This is a genomic window from Chryseobacterium sp. LAM-KRS1 (assembly GCF_013184525.1).
Lineage (GTDB): Bacteria > Bacteroidota > Bacteroidia > Flavobacteriales > Weeksellaceae > Chryseobacterium > Chryseobacterium proteolyticum.
Genome location: NZ_JAAOIZ010000002.1, coordinates 1 through 13,331 on the forward strand (window position 1 = coordinate 1; position 13,331 = coordinate 13,331).

Here is a 13,331-nt window from a genome sequence, read left to right on the forward strand (position 1 = left end):
TAATTTTCGCCTTTTCCTAATGCAAAAATGGCCGCTACAGCGCCCACAATCTGGAATAAAGCAGCCCCGGGAGCGTGCGTTACTTCTAATTTTACTGCAGAAGATATGTACTCACCACAATCCCAGAAACTCAGCTTGGGTTCTATCGTTGATAAGTACGTGAAAAATGCAATGACGAAAATCACCCATCCTAAAACGGTGTTCCATTGCCTAAAAGTCCAGTTTTTCATAGTATAAAATCAATTACGCGAAAATAGGGCTTTTATATGATTTTATATCGATTTTAACAAATTTTTAAAATACTGGTGTGGTATTTGCGTTAATAAGTCTGTAACCATTGAGGAAGGAAAAATATCGATTTAAGTAATGACAGCTTAGAAATCAAACAAAAGTTTAGAAATTATTTATTTTTTTGTATTTTTGCCCTCAGATTTTTATTGAAAAATAGCAAATAATGAGTAATGTTTACGATAATATCCTTGGCCTAATAGGAAACACTCCTATGGTGAAGCTAAATACTGTAACGAAAGATATTCCTGCAACTGTTTATGCCAAGTTAGAATCATATAATCCTGGACATTCCACTAAAGATAGAATCGCACTTCACATTATAGAAAACGCTGAGAAAAAAGGTTTATTAAAAGAAGATTCTGTAATTGTAGAGACCACCTCAGGGAATACAGGATTCTCTCTTGCAATGGTTTGCATTATCAAAGGGTATAAATGCATTCTTGCTGTAAGTGACAAAACAAAACCTGAAAAGATTGCCTATCTTAAAGCTCTTGGAGCGGTAGTGTATGTTTGCCCTGCTAACGTACCTGCGAATGATCCCCGATCCTATTATGAGGTTGCCAAAAGAGTGGCTTCTGAAACACCTAATTCTGTTTATATCAATCAATACTTTAATGAGTTGAATATTGATGCCCATTACCAGACTACCGGACCGGAAATCTGGGAGCAGACAGAAGGAAAAATCACACATCTTTTTGCATGTACAGGAACCGGGGGAACTTTATCCGGGTCAGCAAAATTTTTAAAGGAAAAGAATCCGAATATCAAAATAATAGGAGTAGATGCAGACGGATCTATTCTGAAAAGTTATCATGAAACCGGAGAAATCCATAAAGAAGATGTTCACCCCTATCAGATTGAAGGAATGGGAAAAAATCTTATTCCTGCCGCCTTACTTTTTGATAAAGTAGACCAGTTTGTAAGAGTGAATGATGAAATGTCTGCCTACAGAACCCGTGAAATAGCTCTAAAAGAGGCTATCATGGGAGGTTATACGACCGGAGCAGTTACCCAGGCGCTTATACAATATGCCCAATCTAGCGAATTTTCAAAAGATGACCTGGTTGTATTAATTTATCCTGATCACGGATCAAGATACATTACCAAGGTATACAGCGACAAATGGATGGCGGAACAAGGTTTTGTAAACAATTGTGTTCACAACTACGATGAAGTTTTCAAGACAGAATTCATCAAATAGAAATAATTACCATACAAATCAAGCCTTTTTTGTAGATCACAAAAGGCTTTTTTTAATTAAATAAAATCACTTATAAAATGTTGGATATTTTTGAAAGAATAAAAGAAAATCCAGGACCTCTTGGACAATTTGCAGATTATGGAGAAGGCTATTTTATTTTCCCGAGACTTGAAGGGCCAATCGGACCTAGAATGCAGTTTCAGGGAAGAGAAGTCATTTTCTGGAGTGCTAACGATTATTTAGGATTATGTAATCATCCTGAAGTTTTGGAAGCCGATGCAAAAGCCGCTGCTGAATACGGGATGTTTTATCCAATGGGAGCAAGAGCAATGTCAGGGGAAACAGAACAGCATTTACAACTGGAAAGGGAGCTTGCTGATTTTGTTCAGAAAGAATCTGCTTATTTATTAAATTTCGGTTACCAGGGAATGGTTTCTACCATTGACGCTTTGGTTAGCAGAAATGATGTAATCGTATATGATGTAGATTCACATGCATGTATCGTAGACGGGGTAAGACTTCACTCCGGAAAAAGATTTACCTATAGACACAATGATATCGAAAGTCTTGAAAAAAATCTTCAGAGAGCAACAAAAGTAGCTGAAGAAACCGGTGGTGGTATTCTGGTAATTACAGAAGGGGTTTTCGGAATGAGAGGTCAGCAGGGGAAGCTTAAGGAAATCTGTGACCTGAAATCAAAATATAACTTCAGACTTCTTGTAGATGACGCTCATGGATTCGGAACTCTTGGAAAAACAGGAGCCGGAGCTGGTGAAGAACAAGGATGTCAGGATAAAATCGATGTATATTTCTCTACTTTCGCTAAGTCAATGGCAGGTTTCGGAGCTTTCATTGCCGGAGATAAAGAAATCATCAGATACTTAAAATTCAACTTAAGATCACAAATCTTTGCAAAATCCCTAACGATGCCAATGGTTATCGGAGGGCTTAAAAGATTAGAGCTTTTAAGAACAAGACCTGAAATTAAAGCTAAACTTTGGGAAAACACCTATAAACTGCAAAACGGTCTTAAAGAAAGAGGTTTCAACATTGGAGACAGTAATACTTGCGTAACGCCAGTAATGATGCAGGGAACACCGGTAGAAGCAACTCTTTTGGTTAAAGATTTAAGAGAAATTTACGGAATTTTCACATCTGTAGTTGTTTACCCGGTAATTCCTAAAGGAATGATATTACTAAGATTGATTCCAACAGCGTCTCATACAGATGCTGAGATCAATGAAACATTAGCTGCCTTTGAAGCTATTCACGATAAACTGGTGGGTGGTCATTATAAGGAGCAAGCTGATAATTATCTGAAGGAGAACAACGTTCAGTTTAAAGAAATTTAAAACAATACAAAAGGCCATTTGAAATACAATGGCCTTTTTATCTATAATCCACTTCTGAATGGGTGGTAAGTATCTGTCTTTTAATTTTTTAAAAGTCATTATTTTATCTAATAGATTGATATCAAAATAGATGTATATGAGAAATTCCAGAAATATTAAAACAGCAATTATCGGCCTGTTTTTTACGCTTTTCTTTACAACAGCTAATGCCCAGCATTCTTATATAGATAACCATAAAGATATTGCAGCAGATCTCTCAAAACAATACGGGATTCCAAGCTCGATCATACTCGCCATAGCTATTGTGGAGTCCGGAGCCGGAACCAGCAAGGCTAGCAAAACCCTTAATAATCACTTTGGTATTTTGGGAAGGAACGATGTTAATAATTCTAAATTTAAAAGCTTTAGTACCGTTCGCGAAAGCTATGAAGCTTTTTGCCGTATACTTTCCAAAAAGAAAATTTATACCCGGTTAAAAGATAATAACAACAGTAACGATTGGGTTAAAGCTATTGCTTCCACAGGTTATTCTACCAAACCTAATGAATGGATAAAGAAAATAAATTCTACCATTGCTAAATTCGGCTTACAAAAATAAGTTCAATTCATCTTTTACAGGCCATTAATTTTTTTGTATGATATAGATGTGATAATTTTGCAAAAAAATTCCTATTGAAAGATCTTCTTCTGATTACTCCGCCTTTTACCCAGCTTAATACTCCTTATCCTGCCACGGCTTATATTAAAGGTTTTTTAAATACCAAAAATATTACCAGCTATCAGATCGATTTGGGGATTGAAGTTATTTTGGAACTTTTTTCAAAAGAGGGTCTTCAGAACATTTTTTCCAGGAAAATTGATCTTGAAAAGTTGTCAGAAAATACCCAAAGGATTTTCGCTCTAAGGGATGAATATATAAAAACCATTGATCAGGTCATTCATTTCCTGCAAGGTAAAAATGCCACTTTGGCCCGCCAGATCTGTAGCATGAATTTTTTACCGGAAGCTTCCCGGTTCAATCAGCTGGATGATATGGAATTTGCTTTCGGAAACATGGGGCTTCAGGATAAAGCAAAACACTTGGCCACATTGTATTTGGAGGATCTATCTGATTATATTGTTGAAAATATAGATTCCGATTTTGGTTTCAGCCGGTATGCAGAACGCCTGGGGAAAAGTGCCAATTCTTTTGACGAGCTATATTCCAAATTATCAGACCGGCAAACATTTATCGATGATATTACATTAGAAATTTTAGCGGAAAAGCTACAGACCGTACAACCCAAGCTTGTCTGTTTCTCTATCCCCTTTCCGGGGAATTTGTACTCCGCTTTTCGATGTGCCCAATACATCAAGAAAAATTTCCCAAACATTAAAACAGCGATGGGTGGTGGCTTTCCAAACACGGAATTAAGGGAAATAAAAGACCCCAGGGTTTTCGAATTCTTCGATTTTATTACTTTAGATGATGGCGAACTCCCAATTGAGCTTCTTTATAACCATCTAAATAACCCAACTGAAGAAGCCGAATTTAAAAGAACTTTCCTCATTGAGAACCATACGGTAACTTATAAGAATAACTCTAAACGACACGACTATAAACAGGCACAGGTCGGAACACCTGAATATACAGATCTTTTACTCGATCAATATATTTCAGTCATTGAAATTGCCAACCCAATGCACAGTCTGTGGAGCGACGGAAGATGGAACAAGCTTACAATGGCTCATGGATGCTATTGGGGAAAATGTACTTTTTGTGATATTTCGCTGGATTACATAAGAATCTACGAGCCTGTTTCTGCAAAAATCCTCGTCGACAGGATGGAAGAGCTGATTAAAGAAACTGGAGAAACCGGTTTTCATTTTGTGGATGAAGCTGCCCCACCCGCTTTAATGAGAGAAGTTGCGCTGGAAATTTTGCGCAGGAATCTCGTCGTGACCTGGTGGACCAATATCCGTTTTGAAAAGAGTTTTACCCGAGATCTTTGTTTTTTACTGAAGCTTTCAGGTTGTGTTGCTGTTTCAGGAGGATTGGAAGTAGCCAGTGACCGTCTTTTAAAATTGATTGATAAAGGGATTTCCGTTGATCAGGTGGCTCAGGTTACAAGAAATTTCACTGAAGCCGGTATAATGATCCATGCCTACCTTATGTACGGCTACCCTACCCAAACTGTACAGGAAACAATTGATTCACTGGAAATGGTACGGCAGCTCTTTGAAATGGGAATTCTGCAAAGTGGATTCTGGCATCAGTTTGCCATGACGGCTCATTCTCCGGTGGGTTTACATCCTGAAGAATTTGGCGTTACTCCTATTAAACAGGAAATTTTATTTGCCAATAACGATATTGATTTTACAGATAAAACAGGAATTGACCATAGTAAATTCAGTTTCGGATTAAAAAAATCGCTTTTCAATTATATGCACGGAATCAATTTTGATATCCCATTACAGGATTGGTTTGATTTTAAAATTCCCAAAACAACCATTCACCCCGATTATATCCACGATTGCCTTTTAGAAGAAGATCATTTTGTTTTTAAAGGAAACTCAAAGGTTATTTTTATGGACAGAAATGTTGTTGCCGAGAATTACATAAAAACAAAGAAACAAAATTCGTGGGCATATACGCAACTGACATTCCATTTAAAAACAAATATCGTAAAAATAGATCTGGAGCAGCCAAAAGCAGAATGGCTCATGAAAGTGCTTGCGGAAAACGCCATTGAAAATGCAAAAAAGACAACCCTGCAACAGCTTAAAATTCAGTTTGAAGAGAACTTCGAGGATTTTGAACTGTTCTGGTTTTCAAAACCTATACAGCAACTTAAAGATAATGGTGTCATTTTAAGTTTGTAGTTTCTAATTGAAAAGTTTACCGGGACCTTTAGCTCATCCGAATTTATATCCAAATTCTGATTGATTTTTATAAATGAATCAAACCTGGCATTCCATAGACAATTAAATTATTAAACACTAAACTTTTATTTCTCTACCCCATCTTTTACGACCTGCCCTACAACAACCTTTTCCTGAATTTTAATAAAATTCGGATCTAAAATTGCCATCCGTTCTGCAATAGCTTTATAGGTCGGAAATTTTAAAATTGAAGCCCTTCCGGACATTTCCCTGTACAATGTAAAACTTTTTCCACCGGCTGTTTTGATCTGCTTGGTAGTGGTAATGTATTTGCCAATATATTTGCTCTTGGCATCATAGATTTCAATATCTACAAATGTTTTCTCAGCAATCTTATCATCAGATCCGAAGCTTACCGGCAAATTCGTAAAATATCCGACCGGGACACCATTGCTGAGAATTTCCCCTACATTGTTGACTTCAATTTTCATCTTGTCAATTTTACTCCGTATGGAATAAGCATCCTTGGTTTTAGTATCAAGCTTTCTTTTGGGTGTATTTTGAAAAAGATCATCTAAATTCTTAACATTAATGCCTTTGTTATCAATGATCTTGAGGTCTTTTATACAAGTATATACTGCAGATCTTTCTTCACCGGAAAAGGCTGAAGGAGAGCTGTAATCCAACTCAATGGTCTTATCCCTGTTGTATACCCTGTTCAATTTTATGTAACTGTCTCTTACAGAATCCACGACGCTTTTATCAACAAATTCTATTGTATAAATAGGCGTCTCCTTCAAATCCATAAAAGTGTACTCACTTGATTTATTTGAAATTTTAGCAACATGTACTCCATCAAGACTTATAATACCCCTTTTGGTTTTAAAATTCTGGGCGTTTAATACAATTCCCATCATCATAAACAACATGATCATACTCCTCATAAAATCAGATTTACATTACATAAAAAAAAGTGTAACCAAAGTTACACTTTCTTGAAAATATATTTAGCTTTTCATTTAATTACTCACAAAGGATAATTCCTTTATTATGATTAAATTCTACAACACCGCTTTTGATAGAATAAGAAAAAACAGAATCTTTTTCATTCTCTCTGGTAAGGTTCTTGGCATAAGCTTCATCGACAGAATTCACAAACAGCTTTACTTTACCATTAATTAATGAAGAAACGATTCCTGCGTGGTTTTTCATGATGTGAAATTCACCATTTTTTCCCGGAAGTAAAACAGAGTTTACCTCGCCTTCAAAAACTACGTATTCTGGTGTTAAAATTTTTATATTCATTTTAATTTAGATTAAAAGATTTCAGATCTCAGATTTCAGACAACCTTTAAAGTCTCATGTCTAGTATCTGATATCTCATGTCTAACTTATTAAGCGTTATCAGCTAACATTTTTTGTCCTGCTGCAATAGCTTCTTCGATAGTCCCCTTCAAGTTGAAAGCGGCTTCTGGTAAATGATCAAGTTCTCCATCCATAATCATGTTGAATCCTTTGATGGTGTCTTTAATATCTACCAATGAACCAGGGATACCTGTAAACTGTTCAGCAACGTGGAAAGGCTGAGACAAGAATCTCTGAACTTTTCTTGCACGGTAAACAACAGATTTATCTTCTTCAGAAAGTTCTTCCATACCAAGGATCGCAATGATATCCTGAAGAGCTTTGTATCTCTGAAGAATTTCTTTTACTCTCTGAGCACAGTTATAATGTTCTTCTCCGATAACTTCCGGTGCAAGGATTCTTGAAGTAGAAGCCAATGGATCTACCGCAGGATAGATACCTAAAGAAGCAATTTTTCTATCTAGTACTGTAGTTGCATCCAAGTGAGCAAATGTAGTTGCAGGAGCCGGGTCAGTTAAGTCATCCGCAGGTACATATACTGCCTGTACTGAAGTAATGGATCCGTTTTTAGTAGATGTAATTCTTTCCTGCATAGCTCCCATCTCAGAAGCAAGCGTCGGCTGGTAACCTACCGCAGATGGCATACGTCCAAGAAGTGCAGATACCTCTGAACCAGCTTGCGTAAAACGGAAGATATTATCTACGAAGAATAGAACGTCTCTACCTTGTCCGCTTTCTCCTCCATCTCTATAGTACTCAGCTAATGTAAGACCAGAAAGGGCTACTCTCGCTCTTGCACCTGGTGGCTCGTTCATCTGTCCGAAAACGAATGCAGCTTTTGAATCTTTCATCGCTTCTAAATCTACTTTAGAAAGATCCCAACCACCATTTTCCATAGAGTGCATGAAATCGTCACCATATTTGATAATTCCTGATTCCAACATCTCTCTCAAAAGGTCATTTCCTTCTCTCGTTCTTTCACCTACTCCGGCAAAAACTGAAAGACCTCCGTGTCCTTTTGCAATATTATTAATCAACTCCTGGATCAATACTGTTTTACCAACACCGGCACCACCGAACAATCCAATTTTACCTCCTTTTGCATAAGGCTCAACTAAGTCGATTACTTTAATACCTGTAAATAAAACTTCTGCAGAAGTTGACAACTGATCAAATTTCGGAGCTTCTCTGTGGATAGGTAATCCATTTTCTTTAGAGATATTCTGAAGCCCGTCGATAGCATCACCAACAACGTTGAATAGTCTTCCGTTTACAGCCTCACCAATCGGCATTGTAATAGGATTTCCATATCCGATTACTTCCTGACCTCTTGTAAGACCATCTGTAGCATCCATTGCGATACATCTTACCGTATCTTCACCAATATGTTGTTCTACTTCTAAGACTACTTTTTCACCGTTTCCTTTAGTAATTTCTAACGCGTCATAAATACTTGGAACTGCTTCCACATTATTAAAAACTACGTCGATTACCGGACCAATAATTTGAGAAATTTTTCCTTTAATTTGGTTTGCCATTGCTAAATTTTTTCTTGGTGCAAATATAATGATTCTTCATAAACCCACAATTGGTAAAAAAAAGATTTTTATCATGCTTTTCTGATCAGATGAACAGAATCGGAAATCAAAATTCAGGTACAAAATTCACTGTTAAAAATCTCAAACAGGCTGATTAAAATTTAACAATTGATAATTTATACTGTTATTCATTCACAAAAATTAAAATTGACAACAATTCACAGACAGCAAATTATCGAAATTGTTCATTGAAAATAACTCTTACTATATAATAATAGATAATTTTAAAGGTTTTATATTTGCAGTCAAATTTTTTCCGTTTTGAAAGTTTTCAAGAATTTTAATGACTATTCCGCGCAAAAGCCTTTAGCACTGTCTTTAGGAATGTTCGACGGGGTACATTTGGGACATAAATGCATTATCGATGAACTAAAAAAAATAGGGGCAGAAAACCACTTGGAAACTGCGATCCTTACTTTTTGGCCACATCCGAGATTTGTTTTTAATCCCAATGAAGATTTAAAACTTTTAAATACCCTGGATGAAAAAAAATTGTTGATCGATAAATATGGGATCAATAATTTGTTTTTAAAAGAATTTGATGAAGAATTCAGAAATCTTACAGGAGAAGAGTTTGTTCGCCAGATCCTTATAGATAAGCTGAATGTAAAATACCTTATTATAGGATATGACCATTCTTTTGGAAAAAATAAAAGCGGAAATTTTGAACTTCTCCAAAAACTGTCTAAAGAATTGGATTTTGAAGTGGAACAAATGGAAGCCATCAATATCCACGAAAATAATATCAGTTCTACAAAAATCAGAAATGCTCTCTTAGCGGGAAATATTGTAGAAGCTAATGAAATGCTTGGCTACTCCTACTCTGTTTCAGGAAAAGTAGTTCATGGCAAGAAAATAGGAAGAACTATTGGCTATCCTACCGCTAATATCAGTACCGAATCCATTAAGTTATTGCCTAAAAAAGGAGCATATATTGTTGAAGTTTATATTAAAGGGCAGCCATTTAAAGGAATGCTCAGTATAGGAACCAATCCAACTGTAAACGGCGATGCACTAACGGTTGAAGTGTATATCCTAAATTTCAACGAGGACATCTACGATCAGGAGATCACTGTAAAATTCAGGGATTTTCTTCATGAAGAAATCAAATTCGAAGGTCTTGAAAAATTGATCGAAAGATTGGATGAAGATAAAAGACTTACTGAAAATTTTGCTTTCTAATCAGCGAGAATTTCTTCTCTGGCTTTTTTCGTTAATGAAGAGAAAACAAGATCATAGGAGTGATCAATCATTTTAAAAATAAGATCTCTTTTTAACCCATCCAAAGAAACTGAATTCCAATGGGTCTTATTCATGTGATAAGCACCGGTGATCTGCGGATATTGCTCCCGAAGTTCGGCACTCCATTCAGGATCGGTCTTTACGTTGATTGCTAAAGGCTGTCTTTCCAGTCCCATTAATAAAAACATTTTCGTTCCTACTTTCATCACAAGCGTTTCATTGTCAAAAGGAAAAGTTTCGGTGACTCCTTTTTTTGCAAGACAGTAATCCAATATTTCGTTGGCATCCATTTTTAATAGCTGATTGTTTTAATGGGTTATTAGTTAAAAGATGAAAATGAGAGTTTAATAGTTGATAGTTGATAGTTGATAGTTGATAGTGCAAAATTAGTGTTTATCAAGTTCTTTTAATCTTTTAATCTTTTAATCTTTTAATCTTTTAATCTTTTAATCTTTTAATCTTTTAATCTTTTAATCTTTTAATCTTTTAATCTTTTAATCTTTTAATCTTTTAATCTTTTAATCTTTTAATCTTTTAATCTTTTAATCTTTTAATCTTTATTATTAATTTCAAATTTAGTAAATTTAGGTAGGAAAGAAAAGTTCACAACATCATCACTAATCACATTTATTATGAAAGCTTTGGTAATTGGCGCTACAGGTGCTACCGGTAAAGATTTAGTCAATCAATTACTTAACGATAAGGAATTCGATGAAGTTGATGTATTTGTCAGAAAACCTCTTGATATCAGGAGTGATAAATTAAACGTTCACATCGTAAACTTTGATGCACCGGAAGAATGGAAAGAAGCAGTAAAAGGTGATGTTGCTTTTTCCTGCCTGGGAACCACTTTGAAAACAGCTGGGAGTAAAGAAGCCCAGAGAAAAGTAGATTTCGACTATCAGTATGAATTTGCAAAAGCTGCGAAGGAAAACAATGTGGATGACTACATTCTTGTTTCTGCTTACGGGGCAAATCCTAAATCTAAAATTTTCTACTCCAAAATGAAAGGCGAGCTTGAAGAAGCTGTTAAGCAACTGCATTTTAATAAAATAACCATCTTTAAACCTGGCATGCTGGAAAGAAAAGACTCCGACAGAACGGGAGAAGTTCTCGGAAGCCGAATTATAAAATTTGCCAACAAAATCGGACTTCTGGAAAGCCAGAAGCCATTGCCAACTCATATTTTAGCCAAAGCCATGATCAATTCTTCTAAAATCAAAAGCTATGGGTATTCCAGTATAAAACTGGGAAATATATTTTGTTTTGCTGAGAAAACGAATGAATGAAAGGTTAGAGATTAGAAGTTAGAGGTTAGAGGTTAGAGGTTAGAGGTTAGAGAAAGATAATAATTTGAGGTGATAAACTTATATTTTCTGGTCTGAGCCGAAGCTCAGGCTTTTACTTCGTCGTTTTACTATTCATACTTTTCCCTAATTTTTCATATTCAACATCATTAGGCTCCCAGAGCTCGATTTTGTTTCCTTCTATATCCATGATGTGTACAAACTTTCCATATTCATAACTTTCGATCTTATCCACAATGGTTACATTTTCTTTTTTTAACTCTTCAACCAGCTTTTCAAGATGTTCTACCCTATAATTGATCATGAAGTCTTTTTCTGAAGGTTGAAAATATTTTGTTTTTTCACTGAAAGGACTCCACTGGCTAAATCCTTTTTTAGAGTTATCAGTCCCCTGGTACCATTCAAATACCGCCCCATATTCATTGGTTTGAAGCCCCAGGTGATCGCTATACCATTCTCTCATTTTCTTAGGATCTTTACATTTAAAAAAAATTCCACCAATCCCTGTTACTCTTTTAAGACGGTCCTCACTGCCATCAGTAGCAGATTTAAAGGCAAATCCTGATATAAAAGAAATTAGAATGCAAAGCGCAAAAATGATCTTTTTCATGAGTTAGGTTTTTATTTATTTAACCATATAAAAAAAGTGGGTGAAAACACCCACTTTGTAAAAATATACTTTTTTTTGTTTACTTAAAATATTTTGTAATCGCCTGATCAGTTGGCTTCGTAGTGCTTACAAAGCTATCTACTAATTTACCGTTTTCGTCGATCAGGAATTTAGTGAAGTTCCAAAGGATCGTAGTATTCTTAACTCCGTTTAGTTCTTTTTCTGTCAGATATTTAAAAATAGGTGCTGTATCATCCCCTTTTACAGAAACTTTAGCAGCCAATGGAAAAGTTACCCCATAATTTTTCTGGCAAAACGCACCGATCTCGGTATTGGTTCCCGGTTCCTGACCTCCAAAGTTGTTGGCAGGAAAACCCACTACTACCAATTTATCTTTATATTCTTCATAAACTTTTTCCAGATCCGCATATTGTGGGGTAAATCCACATTCCGAAGCCGTATTTACAATCAGGATCTTTTTTCCTTTAAAGTCTGCAAAATTGATCTCTTTGCCATCAAGGCTTTCTACTTTGAAATCATATATTGTTTTTCCCATAAGTTCATTGGTTTTAGCTTTAGAAATTTCACTTTTTTGGTTGGTACAACTCTGTAAGAACGCTACAAAAGAAAGTAGCAATAAGAAGATCTTTTTCATGAGTAATATGATTAGTGGCAGTTTTCACTGCGTTATTTATATAGACTATTAAAATTTAAAGATATTGGCAGGAAAAACTTTGTTGATGTCTATTTTATTGATCTGCATTACAAAATCCCCATCTTTTTTAGGGCTTGAAGATTCAATTCTGAAAGGCATTAATAGATTTCCCACTTTTCTATACTCCGAATACGTTAATGTTTCATCTTTTTTTATTTCCTTAAGAAGCATATAGGTATTGGTATCAAAATAATAGAAATTTTTATTGACATTTTTTGTTAATTCTACTTTATGGCAATAAATATCTCCCACTTTCTCTTTTCCCAGATACTTAGCTTCAAAACCTTTATTCTCCCAGTCAATGAAATCATTATCAAAACTTTCGGGAATATAATTCGGATATTCCTGAACTTTATTTGTGGCATAGTTCATTGCATATCCTTTATTTCCGTCATAGCCTTCAATCGCAGTTTCTTTATTATTAATGGTAAGAACTGTTTTAGTGAGATTCGGGCGTTGCTGATAAATTTTTATCGGATATTCATCTTTGATCCCCAAAATTACTTTCCCTTGAAGTAATACTGAATTTAACAGCTTCCAATTCGTCAGTCCGCCTGATAATTCAATATTTTTATCGATAATTTCCTTAGCGGTCTGTGCAAAAGTAATTTGTGAATAAATCAGTACGAATACTAAAAGTAATTTCTTCATTAATTCAATTTATAATTCAAATATAAGGCGAATTTGTAAGAAAGCAAATTTGTGAAAATGTAAAATCGTACTCATTTAACAATTTTACAAATTTGCTATTTAGCAATTCAGCCTTCTTCCTTTTTGCCTGTTGGCAA

14 protein-coding genes are annotated in these 13,331 nt (G+C 35.3%); 6 read left to right on the plus strand and 8 right to left on the minus strand.

Annotated elements, in window-relative coordinates:
- Window positions 1-230, minus strand: a 230-nt coding sequence (locus G9C87_RS03870; RefSeq protein ID WP_172278352.1) for a protein O-mannosyl-transferase family, incomplete at its 3' end; no start/stop codon positions are given.
- A gap of 224 nt (window positions 231-454) precedes the next feature.
- Between G9C87_RS03870 and G9C87_RS03875 the strand changes: the two genes are divergently transcribed.
- The 4 genes from G9C87_RS03875 (at window position 455) to G9C87_RS03890 (ending at window position 5,706) form a co-directional block, all read left to right on the plus strand.
- On the plus strand, window positions 455-1,492 hold the full coding sequence (locus G9C87_RS03875) for a PLP-dependent cysteine synthase family protein (protein ID WP_172278354.1): 1,038 nt from the start codon (window positions 455-457) through the stop codon (window positions 1,490-1,492).
- Between the two features lie 80 nt (window positions 1,493-1,572).
- The gene (locus G9C87_RS03880; protein WP_172279656.1) at window positions 1,573-2,844 is read left to right on the plus strand and encodes an aminotransferase class I/II-fold pyridoxal phosphate-dependent enzyme; all 1,272 of its coding nucleotides are present in this window, start codon (window positions 1,573-1,575) and stop codon (window positions 2,842-2,844) included.
- A gap of 136 nt (window positions 2,845-2,980) precedes the next feature.
- Window positions 2,981-3,442, plus strand: coding sequence for a glucosaminidase domain-containing protein (locus tag G9C87_RS03885; RefSeq protein WP_172278356.1), 462 nt, complete (start codon window positions 2,981-2,983; stop codon window positions 3,440-3,442).
- A gap of 74 nt (window positions 3,443-3,516) precedes the next feature.
- A complete protein-coding gene (locus tag G9C87_RS03890; RefSeq protein WP_172278358.1) occupies window positions 3,517-5,706 on the plus strand; it encodes a B12-binding domain-containing radical SAM protein in 2,190 nt (729 codons plus the stop codon).
- A 125-nt stretch (window positions 5,707-5,831) separates the two neighbouring features.
- Here the strand turns inward: G9C87_RS03890 and G9C87_RS03895 are convergent, their stop codons facing one another.
- From G9C87_RS03895 to atpD, 3 genes are all read right to left on the minus strand, one after another.
- The gene (locus G9C87_RS03895) at window positions 5,832-6,650 is read right to left on the minus strand and encodes a hypothetical protein (protein WP_172278360.1); all 819 of its coding nucleotides are present in this window, start codon (window positions 6,648-6,650) and stop codon (window positions 5,832-5,834) included.
- A gap of 79 nt (window positions 6,651-6,729) precedes the next feature.
- Complete coding sequence (locus G9C87_RS03900; protein ID WP_172278362.1) at window positions 6,730-7,011, minus strand: FoF1 ATP synthase subunit delta/epsilon; 282 nt, start codon at window positions 7,009-7,011, stop codon at window positions 6,730-6,732.
- A gap of 89 nt (window positions 7,012-7,100) precedes the next feature.
- Entirely contained in the window at window positions 7,101-8,609 is a 1,509-nt protein-coding gene (gene atpD, locus G9C87_RS03905) for a F0F1 ATP synthase subunit beta (protein WP_172278364.1), read from the minus strand.
- 321 nt (window positions 8,610-8,930) lie between these two features.
- Here atpD and G9C87_RS03910 point away from each other — a divergent pair, with 321 nt between their 5' ends.
- On the plus strand, window positions 8,931-9,851 hold the full coding sequence (locus tag G9C87_RS03910) for a bifunctional riboflavin kinase/FAD synthetase (RefSeq protein ID WP_172278366.1): 921 nt from the start codon (window positions 8,931-8,933) through the stop codon (window positions 9,849-9,851).
- Here the strand turns inward: G9C87_RS03910 and G9C87_RS03915 are convergent.
- Window positions 9,848-10,201 (minus strand): MmcQ/YjbR family DNA-binding protein, encoded by a 354-nt coding sequence (locus tag G9C87_RS03915; RefSeq protein ID WP_172278368.1) that lies wholly within the window; start codon window positions 10,199-10,201, stop codon window positions 9,848-9,850. The two genes, G9C87_RS03910 and G9C87_RS03915, sit on opposite strands and share 4 nt — an antisense overlap.
- Window positions 10,202-10,543: 342 nt before the next feature.
- On the opposite strand from G9C87_RS03915, the gene G9C87_RS03920 reads away from it, so the two are divergent.
- Window positions 10,544-11,200 (plus strand): NAD(P)H-binding protein, encoded by a 657-nt coding sequence (locus G9C87_RS03920; RefSeq protein ID WP_172278370.1) that lies wholly within the window; start codon window positions 10,544-10,546, stop codon window positions 11,198-11,200.
- 112 nt (window positions 11,201-11,312) lie between these two features.
- Here G9C87_RS03920 and G9C87_RS03925 read toward each other — a convergent pair whose 3' ends face one another.
- From G9C87_RS03925 to G9C87_RS03935, 3 genes are all read right to left on the minus strand, one after another.
- Entirely contained in the window at window positions 11,313-11,828 is a 516-nt protein-coding gene (locus G9C87_RS03925) for a VOC family protein (protein WP_172278372.1), read from the minus strand.
- Window positions 11,829-11,907: 79 nt separating this feature from the next.
- A complete protein-coding gene (locus tag G9C87_RS03930; protein ID WP_172278374.1) occupies window positions 11,908-12,483 on the minus strand; it encodes a glutathione peroxidase in 576 nt (191 codons plus the stop codon).
- Window positions 12,484-12,531: 48 nt separating this feature from the next.
- Window positions 12,532-13,194 carry a histidine kinase gene (locus G9C87_RS03935; RefSeq protein ID WP_172278376.1) on the minus strand — a complete coding sequence of 221 codons (663 nt, stop codon included), beginning with the start codon at window positions 13,192-13,194 and terminating at the stop codon, window positions 12,532-12,534.
- Window positions 13,195-13,331 lie beyond the last annotated feature (137 nt).